General features: G+C 69.2%; 15 protein-coding genes. 13 read left to right on the forward strand and 2 right to left on the reverse strand.

The window, feature by feature from the left end:
- Positions 1-334: MarR family transcriptional regulator (locus DTA22_RS20265; RefSeq protein ID WP_112300706.1), on the reverse strand; the 334-nt coding region annotated here is incomplete at its 3' end.
- A 178-nt stretch (positions 335-512) separates the two neighbouring features.
- Here DTA22_RS20265 and DTA22_RS20270 point away from each other — a divergent pair.
- Positions 513-1,292 (forward strand): dioxygenase family protein, encoded by a 780-nt coding sequence (locus DTA22_RS20270; RefSeq protein WP_112300707.1) that lies wholly within the window; start codon positions 513-515, stop codon positions 1,290-1,292.
- Here the strand turns inward: DTA22_RS20270 and DTA22_RS20275 are convergent.
- On the reverse strand, positions 1,280-1,744 hold the full coding sequence (locus DTA22_RS20275) for a peroxiredoxin (protein ID WP_037237464.1): 465 nt from the start codon (positions 1,742-1,744) through the stop codon (positions 1,280-1,282). The genes DTA22_RS20270 and DTA22_RS20275 overlap by 13 nt on opposite strands.
- Positions 1,745-1,803: 59 nt before the next feature.
- On the opposite strand from DTA22_RS20275, the gene DTA22_RS20280 reads away from it, so the two are divergent.
- The 12 genes from DTA22_RS20280 (at position 1,804) to DTA22_RS20335 (ending at position 18,101) form a co-directional block, all read left to right on the forward strand.
- On the forward strand, positions 1,804-3,390 hold the full coding sequence (locus tag DTA22_RS20280) for an anthranilate synthase component I (RefSeq protein ID WP_112300754.1): 1,587 nt from the start codon (positions 1,804-1,806) through the stop codon (positions 3,388-3,390).
- On the forward strand, positions 3,387-4,091 hold the full coding sequence (locus DTA22_RS20285) for a TIGR02234 family membrane protein (RefSeq protein WP_112300708.1): 705 nt from the start codon (positions 3,387-3,389) through the stop codon (positions 4,089-4,091). Before DTA22_RS20280 ends, DTA22_RS20285 begins: the two co-directional genes overlap by 4 nt.
- A gap of 86 nt (positions 4,092-4,177) precedes the next feature.
- Positions 4,178-4,987 carry an indole-3-glycerol phosphate synthase TrpC gene (gene trpC, locus DTA22_RS20290; protein ID WP_005247490.1) on the forward strand — a complete coding sequence of 270 codons (810 nt, stop codon included), beginning with the start codon at positions 4,178-4,180 and terminating at the stop codon, positions 4,985-4,987.
- A gap of 62 nt (positions 4,988-5,049) precedes the next feature.
- Positions 5,050-6,369 (forward strand): tryptophan synthase subunit beta, encoded by a 1,320-nt coding sequence (gene trpB / locus DTA22_RS20295; RefSeq protein ID WP_005247488.1) that lies wholly within the window; start codon positions 5,050-5,052, stop codon positions 6,367-6,369.
- Positions 6,366-7,169: a tryptophan synthase subunit alpha gene (gene trpA, locus DTA22_RS20300; RefSeq protein ID WP_005247486.1), complete on the forward strand. Its 804-nt coding sequence runs from the start codon at positions 6,366-6,368 to the stop codon at positions 7,167-7,169. Before trpB ends, trpA begins: the two co-directional genes overlap by 4 nt.
- Complete coding sequence (lgt, locus tag DTA22_RS20305; protein WP_112300709.1) at positions 7,166-8,230, forward strand: prolipoprotein diacylglyceryl transferase; 1,065 nt, start codon at positions 7,166-7,168, stop codon at positions 8,228-8,230. Before trpA ends, lgt begins: the two co-directional genes overlap by 4 nt.
- Positions 8,223-9,059, forward strand: a complete 837-nt coding sequence (locus DTA22_RS20310) for a TM2 domain-containing protein (protein ID WP_112300710.1) — start codon at positions 8,223-8,225, stop codon at positions 9,057-9,059. The genes lgt and DTA22_RS20310 overlap by 8 nt, the downstream gene beginning before the upstream one ends.
- 275 nt (positions 9,060-9,334) lie before the next feature.
- The gene (gene gltB, locus DTA22_RS20315) at positions 9,335-13,918 is read left to right on the forward strand and encodes a glutamate synthase large subunit (protein WP_112300711.1); all 4,584 of its coding nucleotides are present in this window, start codon (positions 9,335-9,337) and stop codon (positions 13,916-13,918) included.
- Positions 13,911-15,413 (forward strand): glutamate synthase subunit beta, encoded by a 1,503-nt coding sequence (locus tag DTA22_RS20320; RefSeq protein ID WP_037237456.1) that lies wholly within the window; start codon positions 13,911-13,913, stop codon positions 15,411-15,413. The genes gltB and DTA22_RS20320 overlap by 8 nt, the downstream gene beginning before the upstream one ends.
- A 37-nt stretch (positions 15,414-15,450) precedes the next feature.
- Entirely contained in the window at positions 15,451-16,869 is a 1,419-nt protein-coding gene (gene pyk, locus DTA22_RS20325) for a pyruvate kinase (RefSeq protein ID WP_009473661.1), read from the forward strand.
- Positions 16,870-17,748 carry an acyl-CoA thioesterase gene (locus tag DTA22_RS20330; protein WP_112300712.1) on the forward strand — a complete coding sequence of 293 codons (879 nt, stop codon included), beginning with the start codon at positions 16,870-16,872 and terminating at the stop codon, positions 17,746-17,748.
- Between the two features lie 104 nt (positions 17,749-17,852).
- Positions 17,853-18,101, forward strand: a complete 249-nt coding sequence (locus DTA22_RS20335; protein WP_037237452.1) for a hypothetical protein — start codon at positions 17,853-17,855, stop codon at positions 18,099-18,101.
- Positions 18,102-18,213: the final 112 nt, after the last annotated feature.

The following is an 18,213-nucleotide window of genomic DNA, read 5'->3' on the forward strand; positions in this document are numbered from 1 at the left end:
GGACGGCGTCGGAGCCGCGGCTGCCGCGGATGCTCTCGCGGCGTACCCAGCCGGCTTTTTCCATCTTGGTGACGACGTGGGACAGCCGGGACAGTGACGCGTTGGCGCGCTGGGCGAGCAGGGACAGTTGCAGGCGCCGGTTCGCTTCGCCGGACAGTGAGGCGAGGACGAAGTACTCGAAGTGGGTGAGTGCGGAGTCGCGTTGGAGCTGGGTGTCGAGTGCGGCGGGGAGCCGGGTGACCAGGGCGATGAGGGTGAGCCAGGCCTCCTGCTGCTCTGCGTCGAGCCATCGGGTGCCGGGCTCGGCCGACTTGCCTTCGTCGTTACCACTCATCAGTGGTGTCCTCCATCCGTACGTCGATCCACGCGTGCAGCGTGTCCAACATAGTTAGCACGTCGCGGACCGGATCGTGTCCGGGGATTAGTTGCCGCGCCCCCGGGTTGACTCCTATAGTAACTTGAAGGTTCAACATTGAGAGTTCAATGCTGGATCTCGATCCGAAGGAGTCGCGATGACCGCCACCATGCCCGCACTGTTCCTCAGCCATGGTGCGCCTCCGCTGGTCGACAGTGAACTGTGGGTCGCGCAGCTGGCGAAGTGGGCGGGCGACCTGCCGCGGCCGAAGGCCATCCTGATGGTGTCGGCACACTGGGAATCCGCGCCGCTCACGATCGGATCCACCACCACCGGCACGCCCCTGGTCTACGACTTCGGGGGCTTCCCCGAACGCTTCTACCGGACCACGTACGAGTCGCCCGGCGCCCCCGGACTCGCGGCGCAGGTCGCGGCCCTGATGCCGGACGACGAGACCGTGTCGCATCAGCCGCACCGCGGCCTCGACCACGGCGCCTACGTGCCGTTGACGGTCATGTACCCCGACGCCGACATCCCGGTCCTCCAGATCTCGCTGCCCACGCTCGACCCGCAGCGACTGCTGCACCTCGGTGAGCGGCTGCGTCCCCTGCGCGAGCAGGGTGTGCTGATCGTCGGTTCCGGATTCACCACCCACGGGCTGCCGTTCCTGCGCGACCCGTCACCCGACGCGAAGGCACCCGGCTGGTCGTCGGAGTTCGACGCCTGGGCGGACGAGCGGCTCGCCGCGGGCGACGTCGATTCGCTCGTCGACTTCCGCTCGCTCGCGCCGGGCATGCCGTACGCCCACCCGACGATCGAGCACTTCGCGCCGCTGTTCGTCACGCTGGGCGCCTCGAGCGATCCCGAGCAGATTCCCCGGCAGGTGATCGACGGTTTCTGGATGGGGCTGGCCAAACGGTCGATTCAGGTGGACTGACGCGTCCGGAGGAAGGCGAGCGCCTGATCGCCGTGCGTGTTGGCGCGGAACTCGCTCGAGATGACCTCGAGCACGGTGCGGTCGGTGTCGATGACGAACGTCGACCGCTTGACGGGGGCGAGCTTGCCGAGCAGTCCGCGGCGGACCCCGAACTTCTCCGCGACGGCTCCGTCGGTGTCCGACAGCAGCGGGTAGTCGAACGACTGCGCCTGCGCGAATGACGCCTGCTTCTCCACCGCGTCGGTGCTGATCCCGGCGCGGGACGCGCCCACCGCGGAGAACTCGATGCCGAGGTCACGGAAATGGCAGGCCTCGGCGGTGCAGACCGGCGTCGACGCCGCAGGGTAGAAGAACAGCACCAGAGGGCCGTCCTCGAGGAGGCTCGACAGCGATCGCGCGATGCCGTCCTGATCGGGCAGGGTGAATTCCGGTGCGAGCTGACCTGGCTTCATGAGAGCCGAGGCTACCCGCGCACGCAGACACGACGAGTGCGCCTGGGATGATGGTCGGCATGCACGGCGAGCCCACCACGATTTCCGCACCCGAGTCCGCCGCAACCCCGGCCGACGGCGGGTCCGACTCGACCACCACGCGCGAGCAGTTCCACGCTCTCGCCGCCGAACACCGGGTGGTCCCGGTGACGCGCAAGGTGCTGGCTGACGCGGAAACTCCGCTGTCGGCGTACACCAAGCTGGCGGCGAACCGGCCGGGGACCTTCCTGCTCGAGTCGGCGGAGAACGGCCGATCGTGGTCGCGATGGTCGTTCATCGGCGCGGGCAGCCCCGCCGCGCTCACCGTCGTCGACGGTGAGGCCGCGTGGTACGGCAACGTCCCCGCGGGTGTCCCGTCCGGCGGCGATCCGATCGCGGCCCTCGGCCAGACGCTGGAACTGCTCCGCACCGAGCGGCTGCCCGACCTGCCGCCGCTGACCGGCGGCATGGTCGGCTTCCTCGGATACGACGCGGTGCGCCGGATCGAGCGGATCGGCGAGCACGCCACCGACGATCTGCAGATCCCCGAGATGGTCATGTTGCTGGCGACGGACCTCGCTGCCGTCGACCACCACGAGGGCGCCATCACGCTGATCGCCAACGCCGTGAACTGGGACGGCACCGACGAACGCGTCGACGAAGCCTACGACTCCGCGGTCGAGCGGCTGGACCGGATGACGCACGCCCTGTCGGCCCCGGCGTCGTCCACCGTGTCCACGTTCGCGAAGCCCGCCCCCGACTACCGGCGTCAGCGCACCACCGAAGGTTTCGGCGCCGACGTGCAGAAGCTCGTGGGAGACATCGAGGCGGGCGAGGCGTTCCAGGTCGTGCTGTCGCAGCGCTTCGAGATCGACTGCACGGCGGACCCGATCGACGTCTACCGGATGCTGCGCGCCTCCAATCCCAGCCCGTACATGTACCTGCTCAACGTGCCGAACGGCGACGGCGAGACCGCGTTCTCGATCGTCGGTTCGAGCCCGGAGGCCCTGGTGACCGTGTCGGAAGGCGTCGCCACCACGCACCCGATCGCGGGAACCCGGTGGCGAGGGCACACCGAGGAGGAGGACATCCTGCTCGAGAAGGACCTGCTCGCCGACGAGAAGGAGAACGCGGAGCACCTGATGCTCGTGGATCTGGGCCGCAACGACCTCGGGCGCGTGTGCGAACCGGGCACCGTGAAGGTTCACGACTACCGCCACATCGAGCGGTACAGCCACGTGATGCATCTCGTCTCCACCGTCACCGGTCACCTCGCGGACGGCAAGCAGGCCCTGGACGCCGTCACCGCGTGCTTCCCGGCGGGCACCCTGTCGGGCGCGCCGAAGGTCCGGGCGATGCAGCTGATCGAGGAACTCGAGCCCACGCGCCGGGGCATCTACGGCGGCATCATCGGGTACCTCGACTTCGCCGGCGACGCCGACACGGCCATCGCGATCCGGACGGCGCTGATCAAGGACGGCATCGGGTACGTCCAGGCGGGTGCGGGCGTCGTCGCCGACTCGAACCCCGAATACGAGGACACCGAGGCGCGGAACAAGGCGATGGCGGTGCTCAGCGCGATCGCGGCGGCACACACGCTGAAGACCCTGGGAGGCGACACGCAGTGAGTGACGCGTCGGAGACGGCCCGGGAACCCGGGCGGGCGGGACGTCGCCGGTCGATGATCTCGGTGCTGCTGCTCGCCGTCGCCGCGCTGTGCCTGTGGGGTGCCTCCCGGATGACGTGGGTGGAGGTCACCTCCTCCGACGGGCTCGGCGAGGAGCGCACGTCCGCGCTCGTCGGCGGCACGTGGGCCGCGGCGCTCACGCCGCTGGCGCTGACCCTGGTCGCCGCGATCGCCGCGTCGTTCGCCGTGAAGGGCTGGGCGCTGCAGGTGCTCGGTGTGCTCGTCGCGGTCGTGGCCGTCGCGGCCGCGGTCCCCGCCGTGGGGTTGATCGTGTCCGGCGCCTCCGACGACGAGGCGGGCCGGCTGGCCGAGTTGCCGGGCCGCGCCGAGGTCCAGTCGGTGTCCGTGCACGTCGGCCCCGCCGTTCTCGCGCTGGTGGGCGCGTTGGCGGCGCTCGCCGCCGCGGTGGAACTCGTCCGCCGTCCGCGCGTGCGGGCCGGGCTCTCCTCCAAGTACGACAGCCCCGGTGCGCGACGTGATGCGGCGAAGAAGACCGGCGCCGATTCGGCCGAGGGTCCCGTCACCCAGCGCATGCTCTGGGACGCCCTGGACGCCGGGGAGGACCCGACGGTGGAAGACAAGAAAGCCGAACCTGTCGACCAAGTTGACGGACCGGACAAAGACCCGGGGACCCGAACGTAAACAGAATCAGAGTGCCATCTAGGCTGACTTCACCCCTGATGATGTTCCTCACATCGGGTTTCTGCCCAGAAAGGACTCGGGCCACGATGACCGTTCTCGACTCGATTCTCGACGGGGTGCGCGCCGACGTCGCCGCCCGCGAAGCCGTCCTTGACTTCGCCGCAGTCAAGGCTGCCGCCGCCGCCGCACCGCCGGCCCTCGATGCCGCGGCCGCCCTGCTCGAGCCGGGCATCGGAGTCATCGCCGAGGTCAAGCGCGCGAGCCCCTCGAAGGGCGCGCTCGCCGACATCACCGACCCCGCCGAGTTGGCCGCCGCGTACCAGGCCGGTGGGGCCCGCGTGATCAGCGTGCTCACCGAGGAGCGGCGGTTCCAGGGGTCCCTCGCGGACCTCGACGCCGTCCGCCGCGCGGTGAGCATCCCGATCCTCCGCAAGGACTTCATCGTCGGGCCGTATCAGATCCACGAGGCCCGCGCGCACGGCGCCGACGTCGTGCTGCTCATCGTCGCCGCCCTCGAACAGGACGCGCTCGCGTCGCTGATCGACCGCACGGAGTCGCTGGGCATGACGGCCCTCGTCGAGGTCCACACCGAGGAAGAGGCCAACCGGGCGCTCGAGGCGGGCGCCAAGGTGATCGGTGTCAACGCCCGCAACCTCAAGACGCTCGAGGTCGACAAGAACACGTTCGGCGAGATCGCTCCCGGGCTGCCCACCGAGATCATCAAGATCGCCGAGTCCGGTGTGCGCGGCACGGCCGACCTGCTGGCCTACGCCGGTGCGGGAGCCGACGCGGTGCTGGTCGGCGAAGGCCTCGTCACCAGCGGGGATCCGCGCAAGGCGGTCGCCGATCTGGTCAACGCCGGGGCTCACCCGTCCTGCCCCAAGCCGTCACGCTGACGCTGCGTCGGCGGATCTGACCCGGACGGCGGCGGAACCCGGCGTTGGGGCAGACTGGTCCTGTGACTTCACGTAATCAGGAAACCGTCTTCAAGGGTGGCAATCTGCCGACTGCCAGCGCCGGAATCGCCGAGCGCACGACGCACGACCCCGACGCCGGAGGACACTTCGGCGTGTACGGCGGACGGCACGTGCCCGAGGCCCTGATGGCAGTGATCGAGGAGGTCACCGCCGAGTACGAGAAGGCCCGCGCCGACGACGCGTTCCTGAACGAACTCGATCGTCTCCAGCGCGACTACACCGGCCGTCCGTCCCCGATCTTCGAGGCGAAACGGATGAGCGAGTTCGCCGGTGGGGCGCGGCTCATCCTCAAGCGCGAAGACCTCAACCACACCGGCTCGCACAAGATCAACAATGTGCTCGGTCAGGTGCTGCTCGCCAAGCGCATGGGCAAGACCCGCATCATCGCGGAGACCGGCGCCGGCCAGCACGGTGTGGCGACCGCGACCGCCTGTGCGCTCCTCGGCCTCGAATGCGTCATCTACATGGGTGCCGTCGACACCGAGCGGCAGGCGCTGAACGTCGCCCGCATGCGGTTGCTGGGTTCCTCGGTGGTGTCGGTCGAGTCGGGGTCGAGGACCCTGAAGGACGCCATCAACGAGGCGCTGCGCGACTGGGTCACCAACGCCCACAACACGTACTACTGCTTCGGCACCGCTGCCGGGCCGCACCCGTTCCCGACCATCGTCCGCGACTTCCAGCGCGTCGTCGGTCTGGAGGCGCGCGCCCAGGTGCAGGCGCTGACGGGTCGCCTGCCCGACGCGGTGACGGCGTGCGTCGGCGGCGGTTCCAACGCCATCGGCATCTTCCACGCGTTCCTCGACGACCCGGCCGTGCGTCTGGTCGGCTACGAGGCCGCCGGTGACGGCGTCGAGACCGGGCGGCACGCCGCCACGTTCGCGGCGGGCACCCCGGGCGCGTTCCAGGGCGCGTACTCGTACCTGCTGCAGGACGAGGACGGCCAGACCATCGAGTCGCACTCGATCTCCGCGGGCCTCGACTACCCCGGTGTCGGACCGGAGCACGCACTCCTCAAGGACATCGGCCGCGCCACCTACGAGCCGGTCACCGACACGGAGGCGATGGACGCGCTGCGTCTGCTGTCCGAGCGGGAGGGCATCATCCCGGCCATCGAGTCCGCCCACGCCGTCGCCGGGTCGCTGCGACTGGGCCGCGAACTGGGGGAGGGCGCGATCATCGTCATCAGCCTGTCCGGGCGCGGCGACAAGGACATGGACACCGCCGCCAAGTGGTTCGGACTGTTCGATCCCGACGACTCGACCGAGACCACCACGACTGACAAGGAAGGTTCGGCCAAGTGAGCGAACGACTCTCGCGCCTCGCCCCGACGTTCGCGCAGTGCCGCGAGGAGAAGCGCGCCGCGCTCGTCGGGTACCTCCCCGCCGGTTTCCCGACCGTGCAGGAGTCCATCGACGTGTTCAAGGCGATGGTCGAATCCGGTTGCGACATCGTCGAGGTCGGCATCGCCTACTCCGACCCGGTGATGGACGGACCCACCATCCAGGCGGCGGCCGAGACGGCGCTGCGGAACGGTGTCCGGGTGCGTGACGTGTTCACCGTCGTCGAGGCGATCGCCTCCGTCGGCGGCAAGGCCGTCGTGATGACCTACTGGAATCCGGTCCTGCAGTACGGGGTCGACAAGTTCTCCCGCGACCTGGCGAGCGCGGGCGGCCTCGGGCTGATCACGCCCAACCTCATCCCCGAGGAGGCCGGCGAGTGGATCGCCGCGTCGAAGGAACACGACCTCGACCGGATCTTCCTCGTGGCGCCGTCGTCGACCGAGGAACGCCTCGCGATGACACTCGACGCCAGCAGCGGCTTCGTGTACGCCGCGTCCACGATGGGTGTCACCGGCGCCCGTGACGCGGTGTCGTCGATGGCACCCGAGCTGACGGCCCGCATCCGCGCCCACTCGGACATTCCGGTGGGTGTCGGACTGGGTGTCCGCTCCGGCGCGCAGGCCGCCGAGATCGCCGCGTACGCCGATGCGGTCATCGTCGGATCCGCGCTGGTCACGGCCGCGGAGAGCGGTCTGGACGCCGTGCGCTCGCTCACGAAGGAACTCGCCGAGGGCGTTCGCTCCGCTACCGTGGCGTCGTGACTTCCACTGTGGACGTACTGGCCTACATTCCGAGTCCGCCCCAAGGTGTCTGGTATGTCGGACCGGTGGCCCTGCGCGCGTACGCGCTGTTCATCATCGTCGGGATCGTCGTCGCGATCGTGTGGGGTGACCGTCGCTGGGTCGCCCGCGGCGGCGAGAAGGGCACGGTCCTCGACATCGCCATCTGGGCGGTGCCGTTCGGCCTGATCGGCGGCCGTCTCTACCACGTGATGACCGACTGGCCGACGTACTTCGGGGAAGGCGGCGACCCCGTCGACGCCCTGAAGGTGTGGCAGGGCGGCCTCGGCATCTGGGGCGCCGTGGCGCTCGGCGGCGTCGGAGCCTGGATCGGTTGTCGTCGCCGCGGCATCCCGCTGCCTGCGCTCGGCGACGCGGTCGCGCCCGCGATCCTGCTGGCGCAGGCGATCGGCCGGCTCGGAAACTACTTCAACCAGGAACTCTACGGTCGCGAGACCGACGTGCCGTGGGGGCTCGAGATCTTCGAGCGGCGCAACGACCTGGGCCAGGTGTCACCGCAGCTGATCGACGGGGTGTCCACCGGCGAGGTCGCGTTCGTGGTGCATCCGACGTTCCTGTACGAGGCGCTGTGGAACGTGCTGATCGTCCTCCTGCTCGTGTGGGTCGATCGCCGCTTCCGCATCGGTCACGGCCGACTCTTCGCCCTGTACGTGGCCGGTTACTGCGCCGGCCGCTTCTGGATCGAACTGATGCGCAGCGATCACGCGAGCCTCATCGCCGGTGTCCGCGTGAACTCGTTCACGTCCGCCCTGGTGTTCGTCGCGGCCCTGGTGTACTTCTTCGCCGCGACGAAGGGCCGTGAGGACCCGGCCGAATTGCGGCCTGCAGACGGCGAACCGGTCGACAGCGAGACCACGGAGAAGGAGCCCGAGAAGAACGTCGAGGACGGGAACGAGGGCAAGGACGAGGGCGCGTCCGCGTCGGAGCCGGTATCGGACGACAAGGCCGCGAGTACTGCGAGTGCCGGCGGCGAGGCGGGCACGAAGCCCATCGACAGCAAGAAGGATGACGCGAATGACTGAACCGGGGAAAGCATCCGACGATTCCGGCAAGGGTGCATCCGAGGACGCACACAAGGTCGATCTGGGGAAGAGCAGCGACGGCACCGAGAACAGCACCGAGTCGAGCCCGCCGCCCGAGTTCGGCTCACCCTTCGATTACGACGCCACCGCCGAGGCCTCGCTGTCCCAGCCGCCGGCCACGTCGGACGCGACGCCATCACCGGGTTCGTCCGGCACCGGACCGGGCTGGGACACCTACTCCGGTGTCGGTAACGGCCCGGGCTGGGGGTCGACGCCCATCTACCCGTCGCCGAGTGGAACCGAGCCGACGGCCCCGCTCCCGAACGTCGGCGAGCCGACCGCGCCCTACACCGGCTACGAGAAGCCCCAGCAGCAACCGGACGGTCCCACCTACGGCGCACCCGACCCCAACTACGGCGCGCAGTACGGGGCGGCTCCGCAGTCGCCGCAGGACTACCAGCAGCCCGGGTATCAGCAGCAGGGGTACGGGCAGCAGCAGGGGTACCCCCAGCAGGGGTTCCCGCCGCCCGGATACGCCCCCGCCGGCTACAACGCGTACGCCGATCCGTCGGCGCCGTTCGGCAGGCATCCGCTGACGGGTGAGCCGTACTCGGACAAGTCCAAGCTGACCGCAGGCCTGCTGCAGATCTTCCTCGGCGGTTTCGGAGTCGGGCGGTTCTACCTGAACCAGCCCGGCATCGCCGTGGCTCAGATCGCCGTCACGTGGCTCACCTGTGGAATCGGGGGAATCTGGCCGCTGGTCGACGGCATCATGATGCTGACCGGGAGCGTGAAGGACAAGTACGGACGACCCCTGCGGGAGCAGTGACGATCCCCGACCGAACTGTGGCCCGTGTTGCTGATGCGACACGGGCCACAGTGCTTTCCGGGGCCGGATTCGGCATATCTCGCGGGGTATCGGTCCTGGTAAGCTGAGCGCGCCGGGTGTACGTCCGGTAACAACCTTCACGGGCCGAAGCTGTCCCGGTAGACCCCCGAAAAGCAGTTAGCGCCCGTCGTGGCGACCCCGCTAGCGGAGGCCGCCGACAGCACGTGCGGAGCGCACACACTGGTGGTCTTCCTGGCCGATGTGGAGGTATATCGGTGCTGTTCTCTCAGTTGCCCGGTCCCCAGGGCTTGTACGACCCGGACCAGGAAGTCGATTCCTGTGGCGTCGCCATGGTTGCGGACGTGCACGGCCGCCGCTCACACTCCATCGTCTCCGACGGACTCCTCGCCCTCGAGAATCTCCAGCACCGCGGTGCGGCAGGATCGGAACCGAACAGCGGAGACGGCGCCGGCATCCTTCTCCAGCTCCCCGCCGAATTCTTCGGGGGCGTCGTCGACTTCGATCTCCCCGCACCGCTCGACGACGGCAGCAGCACGTACGCGGCGGGCATCTGCTTCCTCCCGCAGGACCCGCAGGCGCGGGCGGCCGCGCAACGGCGCGTGTCCGACCTCGCGGCCGAGGAAGGGCTCGAGATCCTCGGCTGGCGCCGGGTGCCCGTCGACCCCGACGGCGCGGACGTCGGCTCCACGGCCCGGGCCTGCGAACCGCACATGAGCCAGTTGTTCGTCACCGCCCCCGCCGTCGGCGGGATCCGGCCCGGCGGCCTGGCACTAGACCGCCTGGTCTACCCACTGCGCAAGCGGGCCGAGCAGGTCACTCCCGAGGTCGAGTCCGAGGACAGCGGCGTGTACTTCCCGTCGCTGTCGAGCCGGACCGTCGTCTACAAGGGCATGCTGACCACGTCCCAGCTGTCGCGGTACTTCCCGGACCTGCGCGACCCGCGGATCGCGAGTGCGATCGCCATCGTGCACAGCCGGTTCTCGACCAACACGTTCCCGTCCTGGCCGCTCGCGCATCCGTTCCGGTTCGTCGCGCACAACGGCGAGATCAACACGGTCCGCGGCAACCGGAACCGCATGCGCGCCCGCGAGGCATTGCTGTCGAGTTCGGTGATCCCGGGCGATCTGCGCAGGCTGTATCCGATCTGCACCCCCGACGCGTCGGATTCGGCGTCGTTCGACGAGGTACTCGAATTGCTGCACCTCGCAGGCCGCAGTGTGGCGCACGCGGTGATGATGATGGTGCCGGAGGCGTGGGAGAACGACACGTCGATGTGCCCCGACCGGCGGGCCTTCTACCAGTTCCACGCGTCGCTGATGGAGGCGTGGGACGGACCGGCGTGTGTGACGTTCACCGACGGGACCGCGGTCGGCGCCGTGCTGGACCGCAACGGCCTGCGTCCGGGGCGCTGGTGGCAGACCGTCGACGGGCGGGTGGTCCTCGCGAGCGAGAGCGGTGTCCTCGACGTCCCGCAGGCGGAGGTCGTGGCCAAGGGCCGCCTGGAACCGGGGCAGATGTTCCTGGTCGACACGTCCGAGGGCAGGATCGTGCCCGACGAGGAGATCAAGATGCGGCTCGCGGCGGAGCTGCCGTACGCCGAGTGGCTGTATGCCGGTCTGCTCGAACTGAAGACGCTGCCGGATCGTCCGCACGCGCAGCACAACCACGAGTCGGTGGTGCGACGGCAGGTGGCGTTCGGGTACACCGAGGAGGATCTGCGCATCCTGCTCGCGCCGATGGCCGCGTCCGGCGGCGAGCCCCTCGGCTCGATGGGGACGGACACGCCGATCGCCGTCATGTCGCAGCGTTCGCGGCTGCTCTACGACTACTTCGTCGAACTGTTCGCGCAGGTCACGAACCCGCCGCTCGACGCGATCCGCGAAGAGATCGTGACGTCGCTGTCGCGGGTCATGGGCCCGGAGCAGAACCTGCTCGAGCCGACCGCGGCGTCGTGCAGGCAGATCGTGCTGCCGTGGCCGGTGCTCGACAACGAAGAGCTGAACAAGATCATCAACGTGAACGCGGACGGCAACCATCCGGGGCTGGCCGCGACGGTGCTGCGCGCGCTGTACGACGTGGAGCGCGGCGGTGCGGGGATGGCCGAGGCGATCGAGGAATTGCGGGCCCAGGCGAGCGCCGCGATCGCGGAGGGCTACCGGACGCTGGTGATCTCGGACCGCGACTCCGATCACACCCGCGCGCCGATCCCGTCGCTGCTCGCGGTGGCGGCGGTGCACCATCACCTGGTGCGGACCAAGGAGCGCACCAAGGTGGCGCTGGTCGTCGAATCCGGTGACGCCCGCGAGGTCCACCACTTGGCATTGCTCATCGGGTACGGCGCCGCGGCCGTCAACCCGTACCTCGCGATGGAGTCGATCGAGGACCTCGTGTCCGAGGGCGAACTCACCGGCGTCGAGCACACGATCGCTGTGCGGAACTACCTCACCGCTCTCGGCAAGGGTGTTCTCAAGGTGATGTCGAAGATGGGCATCTCCACTGTCGGCTCGTACACCGCGGCGCAGGTGTTCGAGGCGATCGGCCTGGACCGCGACCTCGTCCACGAATACTTCAAGGGCACCGTCAGCAAGCTGGGCGGCGCCGGTCTCGACGAGATCGCCCGGGAGGTCACCGTCCGCCACCGGCAGGCGTACCCCGACAACCCGGCCGAGTTCGCCCACCGGCGGCTCGAGGACGGCGGCGAGTACCAGTTCCGCCGCGACGGCGAACTGCACCTGTTCACCCCGGAGACGGTGTTCCTGCTGCAGCACGCCACCCGCACCGGTCAGCACGAGGTGTTCGCGAAGTACAGCGAGGAGGTGAACCGGCTCGCCGAGGCCGGTGGCGCCCTGCGCGGCCTGTTCACGTTCCGCGAGGGCGTGCGCCCGCCGGTGCCGCTGGACGAGGTGGAACCGGTCGAGCGGATCGTCACCCGGTTCAACACCGGTGCGATGAGCTACGGCTCGATCTCCGCCGAGGCCCACGAGACGATGGCCGTCGCGATGAACAACCTCGGCGGACGCTCCAATACGGGCGAGGGCGGCGAGAACGTCGACCGTCTCTACGATCCGTCGCGCCGCAGCGCCGTCAAGCAGGTGGCGAGCGGGCGGTTCGGCGTCACCAGCGACTACCTGATCAACGCGAGCGACATCCAGATCAAGATGGCGCAGGGGGCGAAGCCCGGTGAGGGCGGCCAGCTGCCGGCGTACAAGGTGTACCCGTGGGTCGCGGAGACCCGGCACTCGACGCCGGGGGTCGGGCTGATCTCGCCGCCGCCGCACCACGACATCTACTCGATCGAGGATCTCGCCCAGCTGATCCACGACCTGAAGAACGCCAACGACCGGGCCCGGGTCCACGTGAAGCTGGTCAGCTCGGTGGGTGTGGGAACGGTCGCCGCCGGAGTCAGCAAGGCGCACGCCGACGTGGTCCTGATCTCCGGGAACGACGGCGGAACCGGCGCCACCCCGCTGACGTCGATGAAGCATGCCGGGGCGCCGTGGGAGATCGGGCTGGCCGACGCCCAGCAGACGCTGGTCCTCAACGGTCTCCGCGACCGCATCACCGTCCAGTGCGACGGAGGGATGCGCACCGCGCGGGACGTCGTGGTCGCGGCGCTGCTGGGTGCAGAGGAGTTCGGGTTCTCGACGGCCCCGCTGATCGTGGCGGGCTGCATCATGATGCGGGTCTGCCACCTCGACACCTGCCCGGTCGGTGTCGCCACCCAGAACCCGGAGCTGCGCAAGCGGTACACCGGCAAACCGGAGTTCGTGGAGGAGTTCTTCCGCTTCGTCGCCGAGGACGTGCGCCAGTACCTGGCGAACCTCGGGTTCCGCAGCATCGACGAGGCCGTCGGTCACGCCGACGTCCTGGAGACCGCGCAGGGGATCGCCCACTGGAAGAACCGCGGACTCGACCTCACCCCGATCTTCGCAATGCCCACCGGGCCGGACGGGACGCCGCTGCCACAGCGGCGCCGGGACCGCGACCAGGACCACGGACTGGACCGGGCGCTGGATCGCACGCTCATCCAGCTGGCCGAGGGCGCACTCGAGGACGCGCACGCCGTGGAGATCGAGATGCCGGTGCGCAACGTCAACCGGACCGTCGGCACACTGCTCGGCGCGGAGGTCACCCGCCGGTACGGCGCCGCCGGGCTGCCGGACGACACGATCCGGCTCACGTTCACGGGTTCGGCCGGGCAGTCGCTCGGCGCGTTCCTGCCGCCGGGAATCACCATCGACCTGACCGGTGACGCCAACGACTACGTCGGCAAGGGATTGTCCGGCGGGCGGATCGTGGTCCGTCCCGCCGACGACGTCCTGTTCGTCCCGGAAACCCAGGTGATCGCGGGCAACACCCTGCTCTACGGTGCCACCTCGGGGGAGCTGTATCTCCGGGGCCGCGTCGGCGAACGCTTCTCGGTGCGCAACTCCGGTGCGTCGGCCGTCGTGGAGGGCGTCGGCGACCACGCCTGCGAGTACATGACGGGCGGACGGGTCGTGATCCTCGGACCGACCGGCCGGAACATGGCGGCCGGAATGTCCGGCGGCATCGCGTACGTCCTCGACTTGGACCCCGAGGACGTGAACCCGGCGATGGTGAAGCTCCTGCAACCCGACCCGGACGACCTCGACTGGTTGTGCGGCGCGGTCACCCGGCACCACCGGTGGACCGGTTCCGCGGTGGCGGCGTCGGTGCTCGCCGACTGGCCCCGCCGCTCCGCACTGTTCACCAAGGTGATGCCGGTGGACTACCAGCGGGTGCTGGACGCGACCCGGATGGCCAAGGCCGAGGGACTCGACGTCGACACTGCGATCATGGAGGCGGCACGTGGCTGATCCACAGGGATTTCTGCACATCGTCAAGAAGGAGGCGCGCAAGCGTCCGGTCGCGGAGCGGGTGCACGACTGGCACGAGGTGTACGCGCCGCAGAGTCCGGCGGACCGGGCCACCGAGGTGTCCGAGCAGGCCGCCCGGTGCATGGACTGCGGAATCCCGTTCTGCCACTCGGGAAGTGCGGGCTGCCCGCTGGGCAACCTGATCCCGGAATGGAACGACCTGGTGCGGCGCGGCCGCTGGTCGGCGGCCAGTGAGCGGTTGCACGCCACCAACAACTTCCCGGAGTTCACGGGGCGGGTGTGCCCGGCGCCGTGCGAGTCGGCGTGTGTGCTCTCGCTCGCCGACACACACACGACGGGCAGCGTCACCATCAAGCGGATCGAGCAGGCCATCGCCGACGTCGCGTGGGAGTCCGGCACGGTGGTGCCCAAGCCGCCGATGATCGCCACGGGACGCAAGGTCGCGGTGGTCGGTTCCGGTCCGGCCGGCCTCGCGGCGGCGCAGCAGCTGACCCGGGCGGGGCATGACGTCACCGTCTACGAGCGCGACGACCGGCTCGGGGGACTGCTGCGGTACGGCATCCCGGAATTCAAGATGGAGAAGGCGATCCTCGATCAGCGCCTCATGCAGATGCGCGCCGAGGGAACGCACTTCGTCACCGACTGCGAGGTCGGCGTCGACCTCACCGTGGAGCAGATGCGCGAGAACTTCGACGCCGTCGTGCTCGCGATCGGCGCGCTCCGGGGCCGCGACAACACCACCGTCGAGGGCCGGGAGCTGAATGGGATCCACCTCGCGATGGAACACCTCGTCACCTCGAACAAGGAATGCGAGGGTGACGGTCCCGCGACCATCACCGCCAAGGGCAAGCACGTCGTCATCATCGGCGGCGGCGACACCGGGGCCGACTGCCTGGGAACGGCGCACCGCCAGGGCGCGCTGTCGGTGACCCAGCTGGACTACAACCCGGAATTGCCGGCGGAACGGGACGAGGCCGCGACGCCGTGGCCCGCGTGGCCGATGGTGCTGCGCACGTCACCCGCGCACGCCGAGGGCGGTGTCCGCCGATACCAGGTCGCGGTGCAGCGCTTCCTCGGTGACGAGAACGGGAACGTCCGATCCATGGTGCTCGCCGAGGTCCGGGTCACCCGCGAGGACGGCAAACGCATCATCACGCCGGTCGGCGAGGAGATCGAATTACCCTGCGAACTAGCGCTTTTCGCGATCGGATTCGAGGGTGTCGATCTCGGTCCGCTGCTCGACGACTACGGACTGTCGCCCACCCGGCGCGGATCGCTCTCCTGCGGACCGGACTGGCAGACCACCGCGCCCGGGGTCTTCGTCTGCGGGGACGCGCACCGCGGCGCGTCGCTCGTGGTGTGGGCGATCGCGGAGGGCAGGTCCGCGGCGCACGCCGTCGACGTGTATCTGACCGGGGCGTCGGACCTCCCGTCGCCGGTGCATCCGACGGCGCTCCCGCTGGCAGTCGTCTAAATGGAGAAGGGCGCGCGGGACGACTAGGCTCGAGGCCGTGAACCGACGCACGAAGATCGTATGCACACTTGGACCTGCTACCGCCACCGGTGACCGTATTCGCGAGCTCGTCGAAAGCGGTATGGACGTGGCGCGGCTGAATTTCAGCCACGGCGAACACGCCGACCACGAGGAGAACTACAAACGCGTCCGGGCGGCCTCGGACGCGACGGGGAAGGCGGTCGGTGTCCTCGCCGACCTCCAGGGCCCGAAGATCCGGCTCGGCCGGTTCGCCGAGGGGCGCACCACGTGGGCCAACGGTGAGGAAGTGCGGATCACCGTCGACGAGGTCGAGGGCACCCACGACCGGGTGTCCACCACCTACAAGCAGCTCGCCGAGGACGCCAAGGCCGGTGACCGCCTGCTCGTCGACGACGGCAAGGTCGGTCTCGTCGTCTCCGGTGTGGACGGCAACGACGTGATCTGCCGGGTCACCGAGGGCGGCCCGGTCAGCAACAACAAGGGTGTCTCCCTGCCGGGGATGAACGTGTCGGTCCCGGCGCTGTCGGAGAAGGACATCGCGGACCTCGAGTTCGCGCTCGGCCTCGGCGTCGACTTCATCGCCCTGTCGTTCGTGCGGTCGCCTGCCGATGTGGAACTGGTTCACGCCGTGATGGATCGGGTCGGTCGCCGGATCCCGGTGATCGCGAAGCTGGAGAAGCCGGAGGCGATCGACAACCTCGAGGCGATCGTGCTGGCGTTCGACGCGGTGATGGTCGCCCGCGGTGACCTGGGTGTGGAGTTGCCGCTCGAGCAGGTGCCGCTGGTGCAGAAGCGGGCGATCCAGATCGCCCGGGAGAACGCGAAGCCGGTCATCGTGGCCACCCAGATGCTCGAGTCGATGATCGAGAACTCGCGGCCCACCCGCGCCGAGGCGTCCGACGTCGCCAACGCCGTGCTCGACGGTGCGGACGCCGTGATGCTGTCCGGTGAGACGTCGGTCGGTAAGTACGTGATGGAGACGGTGCGCACGATGGCGCGGATCGTCGAGGCCGTGGAGAACGAGTCCACCCAGGTGCCGCCGCTGACCCACGTGCCGCGTACCAAGCGCGGTGTCATCTCGTACGCCGCCCGCGACATCGGGGAGCGGCTGGACGCGAAGGCGCTGGTCGCGTTCACCCAGTCCGGGGACACGGTGCGCCGCCTGGCGCGTCTGCACACGCCGCTGCCGTTGCTGGCGTTCACCCCGCTGCCGGAGGTGCGCAGCCAGTTGTCGCTGACGTGGGGCACCGAGACGTTCATCGTCGACCCGGTCGAGAGCACCGACGCGATGGTGCGGCAGGTCGACCACGCGCTGCTCGGGTTGGGTCGGTACCAGAAGGGTGAACTGGTGGTCATCGTGGCCGGGTCGCCGCCCGGCACCGTAGGCTCGACCAACCTGATCCACGTCCACAGAATCGGCGAAGAGGACCACTAGGTGAGCGAAGTCGCGGCGAAGACCGATCTCCAGACCCTGCTCGAACTTCTCGATCTCGAGAGGACCGGGGAGGACACGTACCGAGGTCGGCATCCCGCGCAGGTGGGGAGCCGGACGTTCGGCGGCCAGTTGATTTCCCAGGCACTGGTCGCCGCCGGCCGCACCGTGAGCGGCGAACGCGCCGTGCACGCGATCAACGCCCACTTCATCCGCGGCGGCAACGTCAAGGAACCCATCGAATACCGCGTCGAGCGGCACCGTGACGGCCGGGCCTTCGCGAACCGCCAGGTCACGGCGCTGCAGAACGGTGAGGAACTGTTCGTCATGCTGGCGGCGTTCCAGGACTGGGGTAAGGGTCTCGAGCACGCGGTCGAGGTGCCCGACGTCCCGTTCCCGGACACGCTGCCGCCACTGGGCGACCACTTCCTGGGTTACGAGGATCGACTGAAGATGTTCGTCGACGCGCTCAAGCCGATCGACATGCGGTACGCGAACGACCCGTCGTGGATCATGAAGGGCACGGGGGAGAAGCTCACCCACAACCGGGTCTGGATGAAATCGGACGGCGACCTGCCGGACGACCCGCTGATCCACGTGGCCGTCATGGGCTACTCGTCGGACACCACCGTCCTGGATTCCATCATCACCACCCACGGATTGTCGTGGGGGCTGGACCGGATCGTCGCGGCCACCGTCAACCATTCCATCTGGTTCCACCGGCCGTTCCGGTTCGACGACTGGACGCTCTACGCCACGGAATCGCCGGTCGCGGCGGGGTCCCGCGGCCTCGCGACGGGGCGGTTCTTCTCCCTGGAGGGCGAGTTGCTGGCCACCGTGGTCCAGGAGGGTCTCATCCGGCACTTCCCGTCGCGGAAGTAGCGCCCCGCCATTCCTTTGCCACCGAACGGTTTTGAACGGTAGTTCAACTGGGGGCCGCGGCGTATGGTCGGTCTGGAATCTCCGAAACGGAACGGACGTGCACAATGAGCGCAGACGCACCCGAGCAGAAGAACACCGGCCGGCAGGCCGAGAGCGAAGTTCCCCTTCCCGACGACGAGGCGCTCGCCGAAGCCAAGAAGAAGGTGGAGGAGATCGACGCCCGCTACGAGCCGGGCGCCCGGGAGACGGTCGTCCTGCCCGGCTCCGACGGCACCGTGTCGGGTACCGCGTTCGACGACTACGTCGACGACGAAGGCAACCTGAAAAAGCCTGAGCCCGACAAGGACTCGTAGACTCCCCGTCGGCGGGGCCCGTTCTCCCTGCCCGGATGCCCCGCCCGTGTGGCCGAAACCGCGCAAATGGGACATCGGGCGACGTGTGGGTGAGCATCGATGCGTGTCCTGC

The organism is Rhodococcus wratislaviensis, assembly GCF_900455735.1.
Lineage (GTDB): Bacteria > Actinomycetota > Actinomycetes > Mycobacteriales > Mycobacteriaceae > Rhodococcus_F > Rhodococcus_F wratislaviensis.